The organism is Haladaptatus sp. HS23, assembly GCF_056892285.1.
Genome location: NZ_JBXGLH010000002.1, coordinates 506,338 through 528,394, shown reverse-complemented (window position 1 = coordinate 528,394; position 22,057 = coordinate 506,338). Strand labels below are relative to the sequence as shown.

The 22,057-nt window shown below is 63.9% G+C and carries 24 protein-coding genes; 13 read left to right on the top strand and 11 right to left on the bottom strand.

Translation table 11 applies throughout. The features are described from left to right. Positions 1-22: 22 nt before the first annotated feature. Together AC1XDK_RS08965 and AC1XDK_RS08960 are read left to right on the top strand one after the other, a co-directional pair. The gene (locus AC1XDK_RS08965; RefSeq protein ID WP_483349499.1) at positions 23-1,375 is read left to right on the top strand and encodes a cytochrome P450; all 1,353 of its coding nucleotides are present in this window, start codon (positions 23-25) and stop codon (positions 1,373-1,375) included. Positions 1,376-1,428: 53 nt separating this feature from the next. Next, positions 1,429-2,142 (top strand): TOBE domain-containing protein, encoded by a 714-nt coding sequence (locus AC1XDK_RS08960; protein WP_483349497.1) that lies wholly within the window; start codon positions 1,429-1,431, stop codon positions 2,140-2,142. 2 nt (positions 2,143-2,144) lie between these two features. On the opposite strand, the gene AC1XDK_RS08955 is transcribed toward AC1XDK_RS08960, so the two are convergent. Then, a complete protein-coding gene (locus AC1XDK_RS08955; protein WP_483349496.1) occupies positions 2,145-3,359 on the bottom strand; it encodes a glycosyltransferase family 4 protein in 1,215 nt (404 codons plus the stop codon). A gap of 188 nt (positions 3,360-3,547) precedes the next feature. Continuing rightward, positions 3,548-4,861: a hypothetical protein gene (locus AC1XDK_RS08950; RefSeq protein ID WP_483349495.1), complete on the bottom strand. Its 1,314-nt coding sequence runs from the start codon at positions 4,859-4,861 to the stop codon at positions 3,548-3,550. A gap of 290 nt (positions 4,862-5,151) precedes the next feature. Here AC1XDK_RS08950 and AC1XDK_RS08945 point away from each other — a divergent pair, with 290 nt between their 5' ends. The 4 genes from AC1XDK_RS08945 to AC1XDK_RS08930 all read left to right on the top strand — a co-directional run bounded on the left by AC1XDK_RS08945 (position 5,152) and on the right by AC1XDK_RS08930 (position 9,608). Continuing rightward, positions 5,152-6,678, top strand: a complete 1,527-nt coding sequence (locus tag AC1XDK_RS08945) for a flippase (protein WP_483349494.1) — start codon at positions 5,152-5,154, stop codon at positions 6,676-6,678. A 157-nt stretch (positions 6,679-6,835) separates the two neighbouring features. After that, on the top strand, positions 6,836-7,621 hold the full coding sequence (locus tag AC1XDK_RS08940) for a DUF7388 family protein (RefSeq protein WP_483349493.1): 786 nt from the start codon (positions 6,836-6,838) through the stop codon (positions 7,619-7,621). 83 nt (positions 7,622-7,704) lie between these two features. Next, positions 7,705-8,469, top strand: coding sequence for a creatininase family protein (locus AC1XDK_RS08935; protein WP_483349491.1), 765 nt, complete (start codon positions 7,705-7,707; stop codon positions 8,467-8,469). Next, on the top strand, positions 8,466-9,608 hold the full coding sequence (locus tag AC1XDK_RS08930) for an NAD(P)/FAD-dependent oxidoreductase (protein ID WP_483349490.1): 1,143 nt from the start codon (positions 8,466-8,468) through the stop codon (positions 9,606-9,608). The genes AC1XDK_RS08935 and AC1XDK_RS08930 overlap by 4 nt, the downstream gene beginning before the upstream one ends. Positions 9,609-9,624: 16 nt before the next feature. Here AC1XDK_RS08930 and AC1XDK_RS08925 read toward each other — a convergent pair whose 3' ends face one another. Further along, positions 9,625-10,002, bottom strand: coding sequence for an Hsp20/alpha crystallin family protein (locus AC1XDK_RS08925; RefSeq protein WP_483349489.1), 378 nt, complete (start codon positions 10,000-10,002; stop codon positions 9,625-9,627). Next, positions 9,999-10,157, bottom strand: coding sequence for a DUF7559 family protein (locus tag AC1XDK_RS08920; RefSeq protein ID WP_483349488.1), 159 nt, complete (start codon positions 10,155-10,157; stop codon positions 9,999-10,001). Before AC1XDK_RS08920 ends, AC1XDK_RS08925 begins: the two co-directional genes overlap by 4 nt. Before the next feature lie 355 nt (positions 10,158-10,512). Here AC1XDK_RS08920 and AC1XDK_RS08915 point away from each other — a divergent pair, with 355 nt between their 5' ends. Next, complete coding sequence (locus tag AC1XDK_RS08915; RefSeq protein ID WP_483349487.1) at positions 10,513-12,240, top strand: radical SAM protein; 1,728 nt, start codon at positions 10,513-10,515, stop codon at positions 12,238-12,240. A gap of 313 nt (positions 12,241-12,553) precedes the next feature. Here AC1XDK_RS08915 and AC1XDK_RS08910 read toward each other — a convergent pair whose 3' ends face one another. The 4 genes from AC1XDK_RS08910 to AC1XDK_RS08895 form a co-directional block, all read right to left on the bottom strand. Next, positions 12,554-12,988 (bottom strand): TRAM domain-containing protein, encoded by a 435-nt coding sequence (locus AC1XDK_RS08910; protein ID WP_483349486.1) that lies wholly within the window; start codon positions 12,986-12,988, stop codon positions 12,554-12,556. 329 nt (positions 12,989-13,317) lie between these two features. After that, positions 13,318-13,956 carry a YkgJ family cysteine cluster protein gene (locus AC1XDK_RS08905; protein WP_483349485.1) on the bottom strand — a complete coding sequence of 213 codons (639 nt, stop codon included), beginning with the start codon at positions 13,954-13,956 and terminating at the stop codon, positions 13,318-13,320. A gap of 40 nt (positions 13,957-13,996) precedes the next feature. Further along, positions 13,997-14,767 carry an MBL fold metallo-hydrolase gene (locus AC1XDK_RS08900; protein WP_483349484.1) on the bottom strand — a complete coding sequence of 257 codons (771 nt, stop codon included), beginning with the start codon at positions 14,765-14,767 and terminating at the stop codon, positions 13,997-13,999. Positions 14,768-14,871: 104 nt separating this feature from the next. After that, a complete protein-coding gene (locus tag AC1XDK_RS08895) occupies positions 14,872-15,123 on the bottom strand; it encodes a MarR family transcriptional regulator (RefSeq protein ID WP_395281758.1) in 252 nt (83 codons plus the stop codon). A 146-nt stretch (positions 15,124-15,269) separates the two neighbouring features. Here AC1XDK_RS08895 and AC1XDK_RS08890 point away from each other — a divergent pair, with 146 nt between their 5' ends. Next, a complete protein-coding gene (locus AC1XDK_RS08890; RefSeq protein WP_483349483.1) occupies positions 15,270-15,668 on the top strand; it encodes a PPOX class F420-dependent oxidoreductase in 399 nt (132 codons plus the stop codon). Between the two features lie 12 nt (positions 15,669-15,680). On the opposite strand, the gene AC1XDK_RS08885 is transcribed toward AC1XDK_RS08890, so the two are convergent. Then, on the bottom strand, positions 15,681-15,839 hold the full coding sequence (locus AC1XDK_RS08885) for a hypothetical protein (protein ID WP_483349482.1): 159 nt from the start codon (positions 15,837-15,839) through the stop codon (positions 15,681-15,683). A 110-nt stretch (positions 15,840-15,949) separates the two neighbouring features. Here AC1XDK_RS08885 and AC1XDK_RS08880 point away from each other — a divergent pair, with 110 nt between their 5' ends. Together AC1XDK_RS08880 and AC1XDK_RS08875 are read left to right on the top strand one after the other, a co-directional pair. After that, positions 15,950-16,657 carry a class I SAM-dependent methyltransferase gene (locus AC1XDK_RS08880; RefSeq protein ID WP_483349481.1) on the top strand — a complete coding sequence of 236 codons (708 nt, stop codon included), beginning with the start codon at positions 15,950-15,952 and terminating at the stop codon, positions 16,655-16,657. Between the two features lie 54 nt (positions 16,658-16,711). Next, a complete protein-coding gene (locus tag AC1XDK_RS08875; RefSeq protein WP_483349480.1) occupies positions 16,712-17,635 on the top strand; it encodes a glycosyltransferase family 2 protein in 924 nt (307 codons plus the stop codon). Between the two features lie 6 nt (positions 17,636-17,641). Here the strand turns inward: AC1XDK_RS08875 and AC1XDK_RS08870 are convergent, their stop codons facing one another. Beyond that, complete coding sequence (locus tag AC1XDK_RS08870) at positions 17,642-18,466, bottom strand: amidohydrolase family protein (protein ID WP_483349479.1); 825 nt, start codon at positions 18,464-18,466, stop codon at positions 17,642-17,644. 147 nt (positions 18,467-18,613) lie between these two features. Here AC1XDK_RS08870 and thsA point away from each other — a divergent pair, with 147 nt between their 5' ends. From thsA to AC1XDK_RS08855, 3 genes are all read left to right on the top strand, one after another. Continuing rightward, positions 18,614-20,176 carry a thermosome subunit alpha gene (gene thsA, locus AC1XDK_RS08865; protein ID WP_483349862.1) on the top strand — a complete coding sequence of 521 codons (1,563 nt, stop codon included), beginning with the start codon at positions 18,614-18,616 and terminating at the stop codon, positions 20,174-20,176. A gap of 112 nt (positions 20,177-20,288) precedes the next feature. After that, on the top strand, positions 20,289-20,552 hold the full coding sequence (locus AC1XDK_RS08860) for a DUF7520 family protein (protein WP_483349478.1): 264 nt from the start codon (positions 20,289-20,291) through the stop codon (positions 20,550-20,552). Between the two features lie 109 nt (positions 20,553-20,661). Then, entirely contained in the window at positions 20,662-20,934 is a 273-nt protein-coding gene (locus AC1XDK_RS08855) for a hypothetical protein (RefSeq protein WP_483349477.1), read from the top strand. Positions 20,935-21,014: 80 nt separating this feature from the next. On the opposite strand, the gene AC1XDK_RS08850 is transcribed toward AC1XDK_RS08855, so the two are convergent. Continuing rightward, on the bottom strand, positions 21,015-21,989 hold the full coding sequence (locus AC1XDK_RS08850; RefSeq protein ID WP_483349476.1) for a transcription initiation factor IIB: 975 nt from the start codon (positions 21,987-21,989) through the stop codon (positions 21,015-21,017). Between the last annotated feature and the right edge of the window lie 68 nt (positions 21,990-22,057).

The following is a 22,057-nucleotide window of genomic DNA, read 5'->3' as shown; positions in this document are numbered from 1 at the left end:
GCCCCCGAACTATCGGGTAAGGATGAGTAGCGACACACCACCCGAAACCGGAGAGACGCCGCCCGGACCGGACGGATTGCCGATAGTCGGAACCCGACTCGAATTCGTCCGCGACCCGTTTGGCTTCATGACCAGAACGGCCCGCGAGTACGGCGATATCGCGTACTGGGAGGAACTCGACGGCCCAATGTACCAACTCAACCACCCCGACTACATCGAGCAGGTCCTCGTCCAGAACAACCAGAACTACATCAAAGGCGAGGGGTTCCAACACATCCTCGGTCCCGTCCTCGGACAGGGTATTCTGAACAGCGAGGGTGCGGTGTGGCGGCGGAACCGACACCTCATCCAACCCGCGTTCCATCCCAAGGAAATCCAGCGGTACTCGACGATGATGACGGATTTCACCGAGGAAGAACTCGCTACGTGGGAGGACGGCGAAACCCGCCTCGTCCACGAGGACATGATGGAGGTGACGCTCAAAATCGTCGCCCGGGCGCTGTTCGGCGTCGACATCGACGACGAGGTGGACACCATCGGGTCGGCGCTGGAGGAGTTCATGGTCGGCACGGAAAACCTCGCCAACTTCATCCTCCCGCCGAGCGTCCCCACGCCGTCGCGGATGCGCATCAAGGACGCGCGGGAGAAACTCGATAGCGTCGTCTACCGGATGATTCGGGAACGACGGAACGACGCCGACGGCGAGGGCGTCATCTCGACGCTCCTCTCGGCCACCGACGAACACGGCAACAACATGAGCGACGAGCAGGTTCGGGACGAAGTCGTCACGCTCCTCCTCGCCGGTCACGAAACGACGGCGCTGTCGCTGACGCTCACGATGTACGCGCTGGCCCAGTACCCCGAGGTGGAGGAAAAACTCGTGGCCGAACTCGACGAGGTGCTCGACGGCGAGACGCCGACGATGGACGACCTGTCCGACCTCACGTACACCGAGCAGGTCGTGAAGGAGTCGATGCGACTCTACCCGCCCGTGCCGGGCATCGTCCGCGAAGCGACCAAACCCGACATCATCGGCGGGTACGAGATTCCGGCGGGCGCGACGGTGCAGATGAACCAGTGGGTCGTCCACCGCGACCCGCGCTGGTACGACGACCCCCGCGCGTTCCGCCCCGAGCGCTGGACCGACGAGTTCGAGAAGTCGCTCCCCAAACTCGCTTACTTCCCGTTCGCCGCGGGGCCGCGGCGCTGTATCGGCGACCGGTTCGCCATGCTGGAGGCGCGTCTCCTCCTCGCCACCATCTACCAGCAGTACCACATCGAACTCATGCCCGAGGCCGAACTCGACCTGATGGCGACCATCACCGCCCGCCCGAAGAAGGAAATCCCGATGACGGTCCACCGGCGCTCGGACTGACGCCGACAGGCCGGAGAACTGATGTACCGAGGAGTACGACCGAAGGAGTGACGATGCACGACGGGACGCCACGGGCCACGTTCGACGCACAACTCGTCGCCGACGACGTCGCCTTCGACGAACGGGACGTGCGTTTGCTCCGCGCCATCGACGAACACGGGTCGCTCAACGCGGCGGCCACGGCGCTCGGGCGCTCGTACGCGCACGCACAGCGTCGAATCGTGACCTTGGAGGAGGGTTTCGGCCCCCTCGTCCGGCGCGAACGCGGCGGTTCGTCCGGCGGCGGCAGTACGCTGACCGACGAGGCGCGGGGTCTCATCCAGCGGTTCCGCCGACTCACGGCGGAATCGTCGGGACTCGCCGAGGTGGACGAGACGGTGCTGGTCGGAACCGTCACCGAGCGCGACGGCGAGTTCGGACTCGTGGAGACCGACGTGGGCGTCGTCCGGGCGCTGGTTCCCCCGGAAACAGACGCCGTGGAGGTCTGCATCCGTTCGGACGTGATAACGCTGTACAGTCCGGACGCGGCCCCCACCGCCGACGCGACGAGCGCCAGAAATCAGTTTTCCGGGACGGTTTTGTCGGTCGAGGAGGGAGAGAAGATAGCCCGAATTACGGTCGACGTCGGCGGTGGAACGCCGTTGCAAGCGCTCGTCACGACAACCAGCGTCGAGCGATTGGGGTTGGAACCCGGCACGTCGGCCGTCGCGTCGTTCAAGGCGACGGCGACGCGGGCGGTTCCCACGAGGTTGGAACCCGAGTCGTGACGTCAGTTTTCGACCATCTCGAAACACAGGTCGGCGAGACGTTTCGAAGACTGCTCCCACGAATACCGCTCCGCGACTGCCCTCCCCTGCGTTGCGAGTCGGGTCCGTAGCTCCGGCGATTCGACCGCCGTCGCTATCGCGTCGGCGAGGGCGTCCGGGGAACTCGGCGGGACGAGCAGCGCGGTTTCGCCGTCGATGGCGTACTCCGTGACGCCGTCCACGGTCGTCGTGATGACGGGCGTGCCACACGCCATCGCCTCCATGTTGACCATGCCGAAACTCTCGTAGTGGGAGGGCGAACACACCACGTCCGCCGCGGTGTAGTATCCGGGAAGGTCGTCGTGCGGGACCGCACCCACGATGGAAACCGACGAGTCCACTCCGTGTCGTTCGATTCGTCGCTCCACGGCGTCGTGGTCCCCTCTCCCGATTATCGACAGGTGGGGGTCGATGTCGCCGGCGTCGCGCGCCGCCGCGAAGGCGTCGATGAGGTCGAACAACCCCTTCGACTCCACGAACCGCCCGACGAACAGTATCGTCGGTTCGTCGCGGTCGAAGGCGGGCGGTGCGTCCGGGTGGAACAGGTCGGTATCGACGCCCGGATAGACGATGCCGTCGGGTTCGTGGCCCAACTCCCCAACGAACTCCGCGCTGGTCTGCACCGAGTTCACTATCGAATAGCTATCCGACAGCATTCCGTGTGCCGTCGTTCCCAATCCGGTTCGCTCGAACCCGTGGAAGATACGGACCACCGGCACGTCGAGGAGGTTCGACAGGACGATGTCGTCCAGGAAGTCGTGGGTCACGAGCACGTCGAGCGTCTCGTTCATGTGCGCTATCGTTCCGTCGCGCATCGCGCCGACCAGCGGACCGAGTTTTTCGGACAGTCCGGGGCACACGCGCGTCGAGAGCGTTTCGAGCATACCTCTCCTCCCCGACGCCAACTGGACGACTTCGGCGTCCGTCGCGCGCATCTTCGGCGTCAGTTCACCGTCCTCGGTGTAGAGATAGGCGGACTGGTGGCCGGACAGCGCGTCGAGCAGTTCTTGGACGTACATCACGACCCCGCCAGCGTCTCTCGTCCCCGCTTTCCGGTAGTACATCCCGATTGTCAGTTCCTCCGCTCGCTCCTCGCTCCGCAGGCGTCCGTCGCCGCGTTCAGGTTCCGTTTGCGGCGCGTCGACTCCGCGTTGGTGCAGTCGATTACCACTGCTCATTTACCCGTTCGACGGCTTAATTCCACTTTGTTATGCGTCGTGGGAACGACCCGCGTTTCGATTTCGTACGTCGCAGAACGCCCCTCTCGAACGCGATGGCTGGCCGTGAATGCGACAATCGGGACGTTCCATCGCGGTATGCAACTCCTACGCGTCGAAAAATATGTCTTCCAGGTTTCGGTTCGTTCTCAACGGAATCCGGTCAACGACCGCAGAAGCTGCCCGAGGTCGAAACAGTAGTGGCGTCCGTTGTAGGTGAAACAGTAGTCGGTCGAATCGGGTGCGGCGGCCGCCGACTCGTTCGCCATCTTCGAGTCGTTCGGCCGCTTCGGTTTCTTCTGCTTCTTGGCTTTCTTCGCCTTGGCCTTCTTCCGCTTCTTTTTCTTCGCTTTTTTCGGTTTCGTCGTTCTCTTCGCTTTCTCAGTCTTCTCGGCTTTCTTCCGCTGTTTTGCCTTCTTCTGCGTCGGCTGTGTTTTCTGTTTCTTCTTCGTTCCCGCGTTTCCGCCCGTCGCGGAACTTCCACTGGACGACGCCGCGCCGGTCGCGGCTTCCTTTGCGGTCGTGGGCGCACCCTTCGGCGCTTCGTGTGACGGGTTGCTACCGACGTTCGTCGTCTCGACGTTGCCGATGAGGCCGCCCTTGACCTGCGAATTCTTCACTTCGAACGTCGTGTGGGCGGCGACGAGCGCGGAAGCGGCGCCGTTCGTGTCCGCTTCCGTGCAGTCGATGTCGCAGTTCTCGAACGTCACCACGTCGCTCGTCGTTCCGTAGCCGTCGTAGACGCCGCGGGAGTTCACGACGCCGCCGTTTATCGGGTGGAGCGGCACGTCGTTCGTGTTGTAGATGACGGTGTTCTTCACCGTCGTGCCGTCCGTCGCGACGCGGAGGTGACTGATGTTGTTGTTCTTCAGGAGACAGCGGTCGAAAGCTAACGTGCCGCCGCCGCCGCCGGACTTCGCCGCGCCGCCGGCGTAAATCGCGTTACCGGTCCAACCGTTCATCGTGACTTCGGTGATGTCGATGTGGCCGGCGAAGGACATCGGAATCCCGATAGCGCCCTTGCGAACCATGTCGCCCGAAACGCCGTCACCGAGGTAGACGTGTTCGATGGTGCCGGTTCCCGACGCCGTGATGAGGTTGGGATAGCCGCCGAGGTTCTTTCCGGGTGCGTGCGGCCCGCTCGTGTCGGCCTCGCCGGTGAACCCGACGTTGCGAATCGTCCAGTCGGAACCGCTGGCGACGATGCGAACGTCCGCGCCCGGCGCGCTGATGTCGATGAGTTTGTTCTCGAACGCCTCGCCGCTCCCGACGGTGAACTGTCTCGCCGTGTTCGCGGGGACGGTGATCGTTTCGTACCCGTCCGCCGCTGCGGCGCTGCTCGCCATACTCGTACCGGCGGCCGCAACCGCGGCCGCGCCGGTCAGTTTCAAATAGGAGCGACGACCGACGGACGTGCTGTCCGCTCGACTATCGTCTGTTGTCGTACTGCAATCGCGTGCCATGCGATTTTCAATGCAAAGACATCTATTAATATTCTTTCGGTGTCGCTCCCTACGTCTCAACGCCCGTGAAGGTCGCAACGAAATCCATATTCGATTGAAAATATCACGAACGTCTCCTATATTGTTCTGTCGATGGGAGACCGGAACACGCGGTTGAGAGCGATTACTCCGCCGTACGGTGCCTATAACAAAGCCCCTCGACCCGGTTGGTTGTCCCACCGTGAACCCGAGAACGCAACGAAGCCGTGAGCACCGCGGTCAGACGCATCCCTCCACCCTTTCGTTCCCGAATGGCGACGAGTGATTCGAACCTCTCGAAGCTGCTGTCGAGTTCGGTACTCATCGTCGTCGGCGTCGTCGTCGCCTCCGTCGGCAGGTTGGTCGAACGCGTCATCATCGCCCACTGGTTCTCGCCCCAGCTGTACGGCGAGGTGATGATTGCGCTCGCCATCATGACTATCGGGACGACCGTCTCGCTCGTCGGGCTCAACGACGGGATTCCGCGCTTCGTCTCGCGCTACGACGACGACCGGGACGTTCGGGGCGTCTGGCTGTTCGGATTGGCCTTCTCCCTCGCCGTCAGCCTCGCCGTCTCCTTCGTCCTGTACCTGAACGTGGACCGCATCGCCGTCGCACTCTTCGAGACGAGCGTCGCACGCGAGTTGCTCCGCCTGTTCGTCCTGACGATTCCCGTCAGCGTCGGCCTGACCGTCGGCGTGAGCGCCCTCCGCGGGTTGGAGAACACGCGCTACAAGCTCTACACGAAGGATTTCCTCCACCCGTGTCTTCGAATCTTTCTGCTCGTCGCGTTAGTCGCGGGCGGGTTCGACCTCGTCTCGGTGGGCTACGCCTACTTGGCGGCCACGCTCGGAACGCTCGTCGTCGTCTACCTCCTCTCGAACCGCCTCGTGCGTCTCGTCGGCCCGACGCGAACTCACACCCGCGAACTGCTCACCTACTCGGCACCGCTCATCGTGACGATGGTCCTCTCCATCCTGCTGACGCGGATGGACACCCTCATGCTCGCCCAGTTTCGCACCTCCAACGAGGTCGGCGTCTACAACGCGGCGTACCCGTTGGCGAACAGCCTCCTGATGGTCATCTCCTCGTTCGGCTACCTCTACCTGCCGCTCACGTCCAGACTCGACGCGGACGGCGAGCGCGAGGAGGTGACGAACATCTATCGCATCACGACGAAGTGGATTTACGTCCTCACCTTCCCCGCGTTTCTCGTGTTCACCGTCTTCCCGGACGACGTACTCGCCCTCTTCTTCGGGTCCAGCTACACCGGCGGCGGCGTCGTCCTCGCCATCCTCTCGGTCGGCTTCTTCACGAGCGCGGCGGCGGGGCGAAACCGGACGACGCTCGCCGCCCTCGGCCACACGAAGGCCATCCTCGGGGTCGACATTCTCACGCTCGCGCTCAACCTCGTCGTGAACCTCCTCCTGATTCCCACGTACGGGATGGTCGGTGCCGCGGTCGCCTCCTCCGGGGCCTACGTCGTCCGCAACCTCGCGCTCAACGTCGTCCTCCTGTCGAAGTGCGGGATCTCGCCGTTCTCCCCGTACACGAAGCGGACGTACGTCGTCCTGCCGCTCGTCCTGTTTCCCATCGGCCTCCTCGCCGGGCGCTGGCTGACGCTTTCCTTCCTCACGCTTCCCGTCTTTTTGGTCGGTACGGGCCTCGTGGGCCTCGCCGCCGTCACCGTCGCCGGTGGCCTTCAGTCCGAGGACGGGGCGTTCATCGAGTTCATCGAGGGAACGCTCGGCGTCGAAGTTCCCGGAATCGAACGGTACGTCCCGATGCAGGGCGAGTGAATCCGGCAGAGCACACCGAACCCGTCCGTCGAATCCTTGCCGTCGCCGACAACCTTTTGACCCCGCTGGCGTTACAACGTCCATGGTCGCACAGACGATGGATCGCGTTCCGCGAGAGTAGTAACCGACTAATTCTGAATATGGGAGTTGAACACGAATGCTAGCCAGTAGCCACGCCCTCGTTCGAACCGGCCTCGACGCCGCCGCACTGAAACCCGCGGAGTGTGACGTCCGTCGGGCCCACTCGATGCCGTTCGAGACGGTGACGATAGATTACGAGGGGCGCGAACACCTCCCCGACACGGAGACGCTCCGCGAACTGGCGGCGGAGAAGAACGTGTTGATGACGATACCCGTCCGCGCGGACGGCTTCGACCCGCTCGGCGACGATTCGCTCTTCGGACGACTTCCCGAGGACGCGGGAACCGTGTTCGTCGCCGGACACTCCGCCTATCTCTCCGAGGAGGAGCGAACCCGAGCGGTCGCACCCCGACTCGGGGCCGCGTTGGAACGGTCGCCCGACGCGTGGGTCGGCACGGAGGGCATAGAGCGCGTCGCCACGGCGACGGGGGCAACGCAGTTCGAACTGCTCTCCCGTTCGACGACCCGCGACGTGCGCGCGCTTCGCGCCGCCGGGTTCGACGGAACGGTCGCGGTATACGCACCGACCGTTCTCACCGGCGAGGAGGACGTGATACTCGACTCCGTCGGCGCGTACGTGTCCCGGCGAAAGCCCGTAGCACGGGCGCTCCCCGACGACGCACCGACGGACGCCAGCGCCGATGGCCGCGCTCGACGCGTGCTTTCGGCCGCGAGTCGTGACTTCGCGCTCGTCGGGACGCACGCCGAAGTCGGCGAACGCATCGACGAACTGAAGGCGGCCGGTGTAGACACCGTGGTCGGCTATCCCGCACAGGGTATCGACTCGTTCATCGGCCGGTAGTCCGCGGTTCGTTGGGTCCGTGGTCCCGTTTTCCCGTTGGCCGCGACACCCAATTTCAAATACCGCGGCCGCAATCACAAGTCATGAGCCGACTTGCAGACGAGACGACGACCACGGCCCGCGAGGCGCTCGCGGACGTGGACGTCGCGCTGCTTCCGACCGGAAGCGTCGAACAGCACGGGCCTGCCCTCCCGCTCGGGACGGATTTCATGGCGGCACAGGCGGTCGCGGAAACGCTCGCGGACCGGGAGGACGTCGTCCTCCTCCCGACGATTCCCGTGGGCGTCAGCGAACACCACCGCCAGTTCGACGGCACCCTCTGGACGGACCCGGCGACGTTCGAGGACTACATCGAGGACATCGTTTCGAGCGTCGCCAGCCACGGCGTGCGGAAGGTCGTCGTCGTGAACGGTCACGGCGGCAACAGCGGCGCGCTCACGCGCGTGGCACGCCGGGTTCGACGCGCGGAAGTCGCTTACGCCGTTCCGTGGAACTGGTGGGGTGGAATCGGTGACGTGCTCGAAGACGAGTTCGGGATGGGCATTACGCACGCGGACGAAATCGAGACGAGCATGCTCCTCGAAGTCGCCGAGGAACTCGTCCGCGAGACGGCGCTCGAAGAAGCCGAGGCGGGCGCGAACGACGCATGGGGCGAGGAGGTTCACGGCGCGAACATCGGCTTCGACACGGCCGACTTTGCAGACAGCGGCGTCGTCGGCACTCCCACCAGAGGGTCGCGGGAGGCCGGAACGCGACTCCTCGACGCGTCGAGCGACGAACTCGCCGCGTTGGTCGAGTGGCTCGCAGAACGGGATATCGACCACCTCTGGCCCGAGGATCACCGATGAACGTCGGCATCGTCGGCGGCGGCGCGGTCGGATTGACGGCCGCCCACGACCTCGCGGTTCGGGGGGCCGACGTGACGCTGTTCGAGAAAGGCACCATCCCGAACGAAGGGGAGAGCACGTCCAGAGCGGCGGGCGTGCTTTACGACGCCTTCGCGGCACCGGAGGACGCCCGCGTCGGCGGACGTGCAATCGAACGGTTCCACGAGTTCTCGGGCACCGCCGGGTTCGAGTTCGTGGAGACGCCTTACGTCTGGTTCGCACGTACGGGCGACGAGAAGCGCGCGGCGGCCATCCGCGAGCAGGTCCCGCGGATGCGTGAACACGGGCGGGACGTCGCGTTCATCCACACGTCGGAACTCGAAGACCGGTATCCGGCGTTGAACGCGGACGACATCGGCGTCGCCGCAATCGCTCGGAACACGGGCCGAACGGACCCCGGAAGCTACGCCCGGATGATGGCGGCCGAAGCCGAGAAGAACGGCGTGGAAATCCGAACCGGGACCGAGGTTCGCGTCCGACTCGACGGAACGACGACCGACGGAGCGCCACGCATCCTCCCCGACGGCGGCCACGCCGAACCGTTCGACGTCATACTCGTCGCGGCGGGTGCCCACACGAAGCGCGTGTTAGCTGACGCTGGAATCCCGGTCGCGCTCAAACCGTACCGCGTGCAGGCGCTCACCTGCGAGTTCGATACCGACACGCCGATGCTGTACGACGCCACGGAAGGCTACTACCTCCGACCACATCCCGACGGACTCCTCGCCGGGGACGGTACCGAAGAAGTCGAGAGCGACCCGACGACGTGGAAGCACGCGGCGGACTCCACTTTCGAAGCGGCGATGGAGGAACGGCTCGCCCACCGTCTCGACTTCGGCCCGGACACTGCCCCGGCCATCGAACGTGCGTGGGCGGGGCTCTGCACCGCGACGCCCGATTACGACCCGCTCCTCGGCGAGATTCGCCTGAACTGTTACGTCGCCGCCGGGTGGCAGGGACACGGTTTCATGCGCTCGCCGGCCCTCGGAGAGGCGATTTCGGAGGACATCCTCGGCGACGGCGGCATCCCGGAGTTCGACCCGAAACGCTTCACCGGAGACGAGGAGTTCGAAATCGTCGAAGGAATGGCGGTGGAGTAAGAGTAACGGTCGGTTCTCAGTTCGACTTCGGCACCGTGACTTCGAGGGTGCCGGAGTCGGTCAGCGTCGCAGTCGCTTTCTTCGCGTCCACCTCGGCGTCTGCCGGAAGTTCGACCTCCCCGTCGAGCGACATTCCGCGGCCGGGGAACACCATATCGAACCCGTCGTGGAAGTCACGGAAGCGGTCGATTCGAACGAGGACGGAATCCCTGACGAACCGGACCTGGACGTCGCTTCCGGTCGCCCCCGAAGCGTCGAAGACGATGAGATAGGCGTCCTCGCTTTCGAGCAGGTCGGCCGGAACGGGGCGCGACTCCTGTACCTTGCTCGCGGCGCGGCCGACCTTCGATGCGACGGCCGTCACGGTCGAGCGCCCGAGGTCGCGGAGCGTCATAGTTCGATAGCTTCGAGGCACTCGGTTTCGCCACAGTACGGGCATTGGAAGTCGTTCACGCCGACGTCGTCGGGCATGTCGTAGGTGTAGTGCATCTCGAACATGTCCATCTCGCAGTCGTCGTCCGTGCATTTGACCTCAAGCGTCGCGGGCATACACGACGATATGTCCCGGACGAAAATAAACGCGCGGACTCCGGCTAGGATTTGCGTTGCGATTGCGACGAACTGGATGTGATTCTGATGATGTGATTGCAACTACTGCGAAGACCATCTCGAAAGCCCCTGTCCGCTCGCGGCCGGGCGTTCGCGGGCTTTCGAGGTCCCTATCGCAGTTACTGCGGTCACAACAGACCGATCCGATCTCGGAGCGAACGAGCAGGCCTTTCTACGTCTTCACAGTCGCTACCGAAATCACAGGTCTCGCAGAACCTGTCCCATCTCGTTCCCCGTCGTCCGTGTGTTCTCCGTAGTAGTCACCGTTTTATCCGTCCAGTCGCAAAAGCGGGTAATGACTGACCCCGCGACCCTCGACGTGACGCTCGTGGACGGCTACGTCGACGAACCGGCCCACTTCGGCGTGCCGCCGTACATCTCGACGTACCCGCGCTACACCGCCGGGGCGCTCGTGGATGCGGGGGTGCCGGAAGAACGGATTACGTACCATACCATCGACGAACTGCGGGAGGACAACTCGAAGTGGGCGGACGTGGCCGACGCCGACCTGTTCGTCTACATCGGTGGGATGACCGTCCCGGGGAAGTACGTCGGTGGTACGCCCGCCGAACCGGACGAGGTGCGGAAGATGGCGTGGACCGCCGACGGGACCAGTTTGATGGGCGGCCCCGTCAAGTTCGGCGTCGGCGACGAGAACGCGGGGGGAACCCAAACCGAACGCGACGACCTCGACTTCGATTTCGTGGCGAAAGGCGACGTGGAAGCCGCCGCCGCGGACCTCGTGGAAAGCGGCTTGGAAGGCTTCAACAACCGAATGCGGAACAACGAGGAAATAGACCGCTGGGCCGAGGCGGGCGCGTTCGTGGTCGAACAGCACCCGAATCACCCGGAGTACCTCATCTGCGAGATGGAGACCTCGCGCGGGTGTCCCTATCGCTGTTCGTTCTGCACGGAACCGCTGTACGGCAACCCGTCGTTCCGCGAACCCGACTCCGTCGTCGCGGAAGTCGCTGGCCTCTCGAACCGGGGTGTCAAGCACTTCCGACTGGGGCGACAGGCCGACATCCTCGCCTACGGCGGGGACGGCGAGAAACCGAACCCCGACGCGCTCCGCGAGTTGTACGGCGGGATTCGGGCGGTCGCGCCGGACCTCGGGACGCTCCACCTCGACAACATGAACCCCATCACGGTCGTCGAGTGGCCGGAACTGTCGCGCGAGGGGATTCGGGTCATCGCCGAACACAACACGCCCGGCGACACTGCCGCGTTCGGGTTGGAGTCCGCGGACCCGGTGGTGCAAGAGGAGAACAACCTCAACGTCACCGCCGAGGAATGCTTCGAGGCGGTGAAAATCGTCAACGAGGAGGCGGGGTGGCGGCCCGGTGAGTCGCCCGAAGACGCTCCGACCCACGGACCGGACGCCGCGAACCGACTGCCGAAACTGCTCCCCGGAATCAACCTCCTCCACGGATTGAAGGGGGAGCGCAAGGAGACGTTCGACCACAACCGCGAGTTCCTCCAGCGAGTCTACGACGAGGGTCTGATGCTCCGCCGGGTGAACATCCGGCAGGTCATGGCTTTCTCGGGAACGGAGATGAACGCCGTCGGGACGGACATCGCCGACAATCACAAGCAACTGTTCAAGCGGTACAAGAGCGAGGTCCGCGAGGAGATAGACAACCCGATGCTCCAGCGCGTCACCCCGCCGGGGACCGTACTGCCGAACGTCCACCTCGAATACCACAAGGACGGGCGAACATTCGGACGGCAGTTGGGAACCTATCCGCTCCTCGTCGGAATTCCGGGCGAGCGCGAACTCGGTCGAACCATCGACGTGGCCGTCGTGGACCACGGCTACCGCTCCGTCACGGGCGTTCCCTACCCGCTCGACGTGAACAGCGCGTCGATGGACGAACTCACCGCGATTCCGGGCCTCGGCAAGCAGCGCGCCGGAAACGTCATCGTCAACCGCCCCTACGAGACGCCGGACGACCTCGCCGAGACGGTGGACGTGGACCTGAGCAAGTTCGCTGGAGCGCCAGTTTCCAGAAACGCGGACTGACCGACGACCACGATTTTCACAGCGACCAAGCGGCGGCGAGCGAAGCGAGCCATGGGCGGGAGAGCGATAGGCCGGTGACACAACCACCAGAAATCAGAATTTTCACAACCGCAAAAATCGGGCGGAGACACGCTCGCTCGTCGCTAGCATCTCACCGGAAAATCGGAGATTTTCCGGGCCGACAAATCCCTCGAAAGAACGTGACGGACTCGCAGGGCGAGTCCGTCACCGTGACTGAGGGGGTGCAGTCGGCTTTTGGTCCAGATTTTTATCGAGGGTCGTTCCGCGACCCTCGCAATAAAAAGGTGGTTCTTCAGAACTCTTCTTCGATGATTTCGCCCACGGCGAAGTTCGACTTGACTTCCGTGATTTCGACCTTCACACGTTCGCCGATTTCCGCGCCGGGGACGATGATGACGTAGCCGCGTTCGACGCGAGCGATGCCGTCGCCCTGCTTGCCGATATCTTCGACTTCGACGTAGCGGATTTCACCGGCTTCGACGGGTGGCTGTGGTTCCGACGAGACGCTTCCGGTGTTCGCGTTGGCACTCGATTGCGTCGTTGCCGCCGATTGTTCGTCGTCCGATTCTTCCTCGGTCTCCCGCGAGATAAGCGCGACACGGTAGGTTTCTCCCGGTTCGACCGAACCCGTATCGATTTCACGTCGTGGCACACTGACGACGTAGTCGTCGCCTTTGAGAGTAACATCAGCGCTGAACAGACACAGGAGTTTGTCAGAGATTTCCAAGGGTCGTAGACCTCCAGATGAAAACAAGTAGTCAACCATTATAGAATTATCGACACCCACCTTTTGCTGCGGTCAGGAGCCGAATCAGGCGCTGTTCGCGCCTGATTCGGCCGTCCTTCCTGGCAAAAGGTGGACCAAAAGCATTCGTCGCTCCCGTTGGTCACTCCTCGGCCCGGAAAATCGGAGATTTTCCGGAGGGGTTGCTTGCCTCGGCGGTTGTGTCACCGGCCGATTTTCGATGGCTGTGTCACCGGCCGATCGCTCGCGGCGGCGCTCACTTCGTTCGCGCCTGTCGCTCGCTGTCGAAAATGGTCATCTCTCCGGCAGCATCAGCCTTCGTACGCCGTTCCGTCGGGGTTCTTTGCGCCCTCCGAGTCGTGGACGACGACTTCGCCTGCGTCGGGATTTGCGGCTTCGTAGTTATCGCGGACGCCGATTGCCTCTTCGAGTTCGCGGACGGCGCGTTCCTTGAGCGCCGCCGCGAGTTCCTCGGCGTGTTCCCTGTCGATGTTGCGGCCGAGGCCCTCGCACTCGTGGGCGCGGACCATCCCCGACTCGTCCACGGGTTCGCCCATCGGTTGACTCGTCCCGCCGAGCGCCACGCTGAAGGGGTACGTCCGGCAGATGAGCGGTCGGTCGGGGTGGACCGAACACGCTCCGATTCCATCCTCGTAAAACCGACAGTCGCCGCAGTCGTCCGTCTGGAGCGCCCACTCGAACGTCTCGCCGCCGTCCTCGTCCAGACCAAATGGCATGGGGCGGGCCACGTCCCGGAAGTCGTACTCCGTCGTCTCCTGCAACGCGCGCACCTCGTCGGGGAAGACGGTGGCGGTGTGCGGGTCGTCGGCCTCGCTCGTACAGCAGGCACCACAGCGCGTACACTCGAACCCGATGTCCTCGATGGCGTCCGCGAGTTCGGTCACGTCGAGCGATTTCGCGCGTTCCAGTTCGGCTTCGAGGGATTCCACGGAGGACGGTTCGTGCGAGGAGGGAAAACGATTGTGGGCTTCAGGTCGGACGGGCGCGTTCGCCGTCCCAGTCCACTTTCCCCTCGACGGCCGACTTCTCTAAATGGGCCGCCACCGTTCGCTCGGCGAACTCCCTGACGGCCGAGATGTCCTTGTCGTAGGCGGCGTCCGTCACCGAAGAAAGCGTTTCCGCACCGCCGCGAACCGCGTCCAGCACGCGTTCTTCGCGGCGCAGTCGGTGGTCGATGAGTCGTCGAATCGTCCGCCTCGGGTTCTCGATGACGGGTCCGTGTCCCGGATAGAGGACGTCGGGGTTCTTCGCGTACAGTCGCCGAAGCGAGGTCAGGTAGGCGCGCAAGTCGCCCTCCCCCGCGGCGACGACGACGCTCCCTTCCGCGACGGCGAGGTCCCCCGTGATGAGTCCGTCGTCCGTGGCGAACGCGACGTGGTCGGGGGCATGTCCCGGTGTCTCGATGACGGTCAGCGGACCGACGGTCGTTCCCTCGCGGAACGTGCGGTCGGGGGTGATGCCCGTCGCTTGCTCGAAACGTTCTTCGCGGCCCTGCCGCGCCCAAACCGTCGCATCGCAGGCGTCGGCATAGTGGGCGACGCCGCCGACGTGGTCCGGGTGGGTGTGGGTGAGGACGACGTGTTCGACGTCGTTCTCCCCGATCGCTCGGTCGAGCTCGGCCGTCTGTCCCGCCGGGTCGACGAGGGCGGTATCGACCACGTAGGCGTTCGTCTCCCCGTGTGGGGCCAGCGTCTCGGTGGGGACGGGAATCGGGTTCACGTCCGGGGCGTGGCCTTCCAATGGGAAAAGTCGTTCGTGAATGGGAAAAGTCGTTCTTGGTCACTGGGGTCGGGAAACCGAAAACGTCGAAAAATCTCGGTGAGAAAACCGGGAGGCGTAAGAAGCTAGTTGTTCAGCAGGTAGACCTGCTTTCGCGCGTCACGGAAACTGTGGCGCGAGACGATGAGGTCCTGCTCTTCGAGACGGGTCAGTGCGTAGCGGACGGTCCGGTCCGGGAGAAGGGATTCCTCGGCGAGTTGGCCTTGCGTCAGTGGTTCTTCGGTTTCCAACACCTTGGCGACGAGCTTGGCGCTGGGGGGTAATTCTCTGAGTCGTTCGCGGAAATCGCGCGCTGGTTCTGCTACAGTCGTGCTCATGTATATCATGCGACCACGGCATGGTGGTAAACGTTGGCTATAGGTGTGTTCATACAATATCGACACCTTATACGTCATAATATCACATTTAGATAGCGTGATAGGTCGGGGAGAACGTTCAGGATACTTCCCGACGTGAACCGCCCATGGAACCGATTCCCGAGGAGTACAGGGACCTGTTCGAGCGGAAAGCGTTCGCCAACTTCGCCACCGTCATGCCCGACGGGACGCCCCAAGTGACGCCGGTATGGGTGGGATACGACGGTACCCACATCCTCATCAACACGGCGAAGGGCCGCCAGAAGGAGCGAAACGTCCAACGAAATCCGAAGGTCGGCCTCTCCATCCTCGACCCCGACGACCCGTATCGGTTCGTCTCGATTCGCGGCGAAGTCGAGGAAGTGACCGAGGAGGGCGCGGTGGACCACATCAACGAACTCACCGAGCGGTACATGGACCGGGAGGAGTACCCGAACCTCGGCGATGAAGGCGGCCCGCGCGTTGTCGTTCGCATCCGTCCCGACCGCGTGGTGACGGGCGGCTAACCGCCGACGCGACTACCGCCTGTGGTCGGTTTTCGGCGGCCCGCTGTGGCGGTTGTACTGACCGAGAACGCAGCCACAGTCGGGGCAGTGGACGACGATGACTCGCTCGTATTCGTGACGAACGAGGTCGTCCGCGGTGAACTCGCCGTCACAGTGATTACAGGTCGGCATTCGAAATCCCGTGTGAAGTACGGGACGAACGTGCAAAGGCGTTCGCCTCGTCCCTATCCACATCCAGTACCGTTTTATCCCTCGGGTGAGGTTGTTCGGACGAAGAAAGTGTGAAGGGACAGGAGTGGTATCAGGCTACGGAGGTGGCCGAGGAATACGAAGAGAAGCGATTCTCCCGTGGCGGTAGGATTATCGACCGCCGCGAGAAGCAAGCCGTCCTCGACGCTATCGGACCGGTCGACGGCAAACGCGTTCTCGAAATAGCGTGTGGTACCGGGCGGTTTACCGTCATGCTTGCGGAGCGCGGTGCGGACATCGTCGGCCTCGACATTTCGGCCGCGATGCTCCAACAGGGTCGCCACAAGGCGCGAAACGCCGGTGTCGCGGACCACTTGGAGTTCATGCGCGGCGACGCCGCGCGTCTCCCGTTCCCCGACGACCACTTCGACACCGTGTTCGCCATGCGCTTTTTCCATCTCGCGAACACGCCGGCCTCGTTCTTGAGCGAGATGTGTCGCGTGTCGAAGAATCAGGTCTTCTTCGACACGTTCGCCGGGCCGAGTACGCGAAGCCTCTACAACTGGTTGTTGCCGATGGGGTCGCGACTGTACTCGTTGGAGGACGTACAGAAACTCCTCGGGGAAACCGGTCTTTCGCTGGTCGATTCGGACCACGACTGGGTTCTTCCCTACGGATTCTATCGGAAAATTCCGGACGCGATCGCATCGCGCATCCGGGATATGGACACCACTATCGGCGATTCGATGTTCGGTGACAAACTCGCGTCGGTCTCCTATTGGAACACGAGCGTCGAGTGATGTGACGAGCGCGTGCCGAATTGCTTTTACGTACTCGGTATCTGAAAAGCGGATATGGACTTGTCCGTGGTGGTCCCAACGCTCAATGGTCGGGAGCCATTGAGCGACGCCCTCGACGCGCTTAGGCGACACGCTCCCGATGCCGAAGTCGTCGTGGTCAACGGTCCCTCCACGGACGGCACCTCCGGCATGGTCTGTGAGCGCTCCGACGTGAGCGCCCTCGTCGAGATCTCCGACCGCAATTTGAACGTCGCGCGAAACGCGGGACTCGCCGAGGCCAGTGGCGAGGTCATCGCGTTCATCGGGCAGGAGGTGTCCGTCGAAGCGTCGTGGTTCGACGGCATCCGCGACGCCATCGCGGACGGCGCGGACGTGGTGACGGGGCCGGTCCACCGAATGGTCCGGGCTGGGATGACGACAGAGACGGTCGAAACGCGAACTATCGCCGGACGTGACGTAACCTACTTCTCGGGCGTGAACGTCGCGTTCACGCGCCACGGCATCGAGGCGGTCGACGGGTTCGACGAGAACTTGGAAACCGGCGGCGCACGCGACTGCGCTCATCGTCTCGCGGGACAGGAGCGACCGATAGCGTGGTCGTCGGACGTGTCCGTCCGTCGCGACGACACCGACGAGAAGGGCGTCGAACGCGATTGGAGCGTCAAATACCGGTCGCTCTCCTATCGCATGGTGAAAAATTACGGCCCGCGACTGACCGTGTTCAGGCGGACCTTCTACGACGCCATCCGCGACGCGCGAACCGCAGGCGGAGAGGTGGCGTCGGGCGACGCGAAACCGTCCCTCTGGGCGGGGTGTGGGAAACAGGTACTCAAGGGAATCGCCGGAGGGACCAAGGACGGCCTCGTCGGCAGACTTCGGGACCGAACCGAGACGCGCAATCCCGCTGGACTCTCCTCGCGCGCCGACCGTGCCGTCGAACGGTACGACTGGCGCGACGTGGAAACCGAAATCGAGTGACCGGCGCTACTCCTCGTGGTCGGGTGCGAGGGCTTCGACGACGCGGGACGGATTGTTGGTGAACACTTTTCGCATGGCATCCTCGGGAACGTCGAGGGTGAGTATTTCCATTACGGCGACGTTCGGATGGGCGTTCGGAGCACCGCTTCCGAACAGCACGCGGTCGGGGTGTTCCATGATTGCCCGTTCCATCTGCTCCCGGTAGCGGACGAAACTGGTGTCGAGATAGCAGTCGTCGTACGAATTCAGCAGGTCGATGGCGTCCGCCATCAGGTCGCGGTTCAGCGGAAATCCGCCGAAATGCGAGAGGACGACGGGAAACGACCGGTTGAGGAGGGTTTCGGCGGCCGTTTGGGGGGAGAACCCTTCGCCCGCGTGAACGAGAACGGGGAGGTTCACCTCTTCCAATCGGGAGAGGACGTCGTCTTCGGGCAGTCCGTCGCACGTCGGGTCGAGTTTGAATCCGTGGAACCGGTCGTCGTAGGCGTACTGCTCGATGTCGTCCGAGGACGTGTGCCACTCCTTCCGACGCGACCCGAAGTTTCTGAGCCGCGCCGTGGCGCCTCCGTTCGGGTCACGCGGGCCGTTGATTCGAGCGAAGGCGAAAAAGGGGCGTTCCACGCTTCGCCGAGCGACGGCGTTGTTCGCCCGGAGATAGCTGTTTCCCTCCTGCGGGCCGGGAAACACGACCGCGCTGACGACGCCCGCTTGATGGAGTTCGCGCTCCAGTTTGTCGGGCGAGATGGCTCGTCCACGCGCCGTCACGGACTCCTCGACGGGGAGCCGTGCGTGAACGTCCACCACTCGAAACCGATGCTCCAGTTCCAACATCTGAAATTTTCTCGATTACAATCGGGCATGTATCTATCGGTCGATGGCCGTACCGTCGTCCCGTCCAGCGAACTGTGTAGAAACGTTTATATAGAACATCAATCATTCGTTATACGTATGTCAGAATCAGGCTTTGGACAGCGACGCATGGGCGGCCGACCAATGTTCATCCTCAGCGAGGGGACGGAACGAACGCAGGGTCGCGACGCGCAGTCCTCCAACATCTCCGCCGGTAAAGCGGTCAGCGAGGCCGTACGAACCACACTCGGACCGCGCGGGATGGACAAGATGCTCGTCTCGGACGACGGCGACGTGGTCATCACGAACGACGGCGTGACCATCCTCGACTCGATGGACATCGAACACCCCGCCGCACAGATGATCGTCGAGGTCTCCCAGACGCAGGAGGACGAAGTCGGCGACGGCACCACCACGGCCGCGGTCCTCTCCGGTGAACTCCTCGCGAAGGCCGAGAACCTCCTCGACCAGGACGTTCACGCGACGACCATCGTGGAAGGCTACGCCCGCGCCCGTGACATCGCCGTCGAAGCCGTCGAGGACCTCGCGCTCGACGTCGACATCGACGACGACCTGCTGAAACAGGTCGCCGCATCCAGCATGACCGGTAAGGGAACCGGCGACGTCACGACCGAACGCCTCGCCGAGGTCGTCGTCAACGCGGTTCGCGGCGTCGAAAGCGACGAGGGAATCGGCCGCGACGAGATTCGCGTCCTCACCCAGACCGGGTCGAGTTCCAGCGCCACGGAACTCATCGAGGGCATCGTCACCGACGCCGAACCCGCACACAAGAACATGCCGAACTCCGTCGAGGACGCGACCATCCTCGCCACCGACGGCTCCTTCGGCGTCCGAGAAACCGAAATCGACGCCGAGTACTCCGTCGACAACGTCGAACAGCTCACCGCCGCGATGGACGCGGAAAACGACCAACTCCGCGAACTGGCCGACGCCATCGCGGACGCCGGTGTCGACGTCGTCTTCTCGCACTCCTCCATCGAGGACCGCACCGCGGCGTACCTCGCCGAACACGGCATCCTCGCCTTCGACGACGTGGACGACGACGTGACGAGCGCCATCGCCAAGTCCACGGGCGGCAAGCGCACGGGTAAGCCGGACGACGTCGACGACGACGAACTCGGCCACGCCGACTCCATCCGCGTCGAGAAGTACGGCGGCGAGGACCTCGTGTTCATCGAGGGTGCCGACGAGGCACAGTCCGTCACCGTCTTCGTCCGCGGCGGAACGGACCACGTCGTCGACGAACTGGAGCGCGCCATCGAGGACGCACTCGACGTCGTCACCTCCGCCGTCGAAACCGAGAGCGTCGTCCCCGGCGCTGGCGCGATAGAAACCAGCATCGCGGGCCGCGTCCGCGACGAGGCCGCGGGTATCGAAGGCCGCCAGCAACTCGCCGTCGAGGCGTTCGCCGACGCCATCGAAGTCCTCCCGCGAACCCTCGCGGAGAACACCGGAATGGACCCGATCGACGCGCTCGTGGACCTCCGCGCCGCGAACGACGACGAGGAGGGTAGCGCAGGCGTCATCTCCTCGGGCGAGACCGGCAAAATCGCTGACCCCGTCGAGGAAGGCGTCATCGACCCCGCCGCCGTCAAACGCGAGGCCGTCGAGAGCGCCACCGAGTCCGCGACGATGATCGTCCGAATCGACGACGTCATCGCCGCCGAGTAAGCGCTTTCGTCTCCCGATTTCCGATTTTTCACTCCTTTCTACCGCGACTCATCCCGACTCGTCCCGAGCGGAAGTAGCAAACCCTAACCCCGACGGGTGTCAATTCCCGGCGATGAGCGACCGCGTTATCTCAAGCCGCCCCGTCTTCCTCGCCACCGCGATAACTATCGTGATCGCCGCTGGCGGCATCGGACTCACCGTCGGCGCAACGGGCCAGAACCGGGGGAAGACGCTTTCGCTGCTCGGGGTTTCGCTGTTCGACATGAGTCCCGTCTCCATGGCCCTGTTCGGAATGGCGCTCACGGCGGCCGTTCTCGTCCTGCTGTTCGCGCTCGTCTCCTACGCGTCGCGCTTCGACAGCGACAACGTGACGTGAACGGACGACCGACGCGAGGGACGGACCAACGACGGACCCGAGCGAGACGACACGGGCGGCTTGACGCGAGACGGAAACCGTTTTTCGGGTCGGCGGACTTCCTTTCGGTATGGCAACCGGAACCCGTTCACGCACGTCGAAAGGGCAGGCCACGGCCGGCGACCTGTTGGCCGTCGCGGCCACGATTCTGCTGGCGAACCTCCCGACCCTCTTCGCGTTTTACGTCATCCTCGACACGTACGGCCCGCTTTCGACAGACCTCTCGTTTCTCAAATACGCCACGACGACGATGAGCGGCGCGCTCGTCTTCGCCGTTCTCTGGACCGGAATCGTCTTCTTCGCCTACGGTCCGTCGCTATCGCGGCGATGGAACGACCGCTAGCGGGGATATGGTCGTCGTGGTGTCAGTTTTAGGAACGTGAAAAATAGAGTCGTATCGTGTCGCGTCCCCTCTCTTCCCGCTCAGGGCGCGATAGTCCCCTCTTCGGCGTCGAGGAGTTCGTGGTAGCGGTTTCGAATCGTGACCTCACTGATGTTCGCCACGTCGCTGACCTCGCTCTGTGTCACCTTCTCGTTGGTCAGGAGGGCCGCGGCGTAGACGGCGGCCGCGGCGAGTCCGACGGGCGATTTCCCGCTGTGAAGGCCCTTTTCGGTCGCCGTGTCGAGCAACGAGCGGGCGCGGCGTTCGGTTTCGTCCGAGAGGTCGAGTTCGGAGGCGAACCGCGGGACGTAGCTCTTCGGGTCGGCGGGTTCGATTTCGAGGCCGAGTTCGCGAGCGATGTAGCGGTAGGTGCGGGCGATTTCGTCCTTCTCGACGCGCGACACGGCCGTCAACTCGTCCAAGCTACGCGGCGTCCGGGCCTGTCGCGCGGCGGCGTACAGCGCGCCGGTCGCGACGCCCTCGATGGAGCGACCCGGCAGGAGGTCCTCGTCCAGCGCGCGGCGGTAGATGACGCTCGCCGTCTCCCGAACGGTGTCCGGGAGGCCGAGCGAACTCGCCATCCGGTCGATTTCGCCGAGCGCCTGCTTGAGGTTGCGTTCCTTGCTGTCGCGGGTGCGGAAGCGCTCGTTCCACTTGCGCAGGCGCTGCATCTTCTCGCGCTGGCGGGAACCGAGCGAGTTACCGTAGGCGTCACGGTCGCGCCAGTCGATGTTGGTCGACAGGCCCTTGTCGTGCATCATGTTCGTCGTCGGCGCACCGACGCGGGATTTCTGCTCCCGTTCGCTCGCGTCGAAGGCGCGCCACTCCGGCCCGCGGTCCACGGCGTCCTCCTCGACGACGAGGCCGCAATCGTCACACACCCGCTCACCGCGTTCCTCGTCGGTGACGAGCGGCCCGCCACACTCGGGGCATCGCTGTTGCTCGTCGGCTCGCGTTTCGGTTCGCTCACCAGTGGTTTCCGTTTCTTCGGTCGGTCGGGTACGTGTATCAGTCATGGCGTACTATCAGGAGAAGACAGAGGGTCGATGGTGTACTACGAGAGTCGGAGAGTCGAAGAATCGAT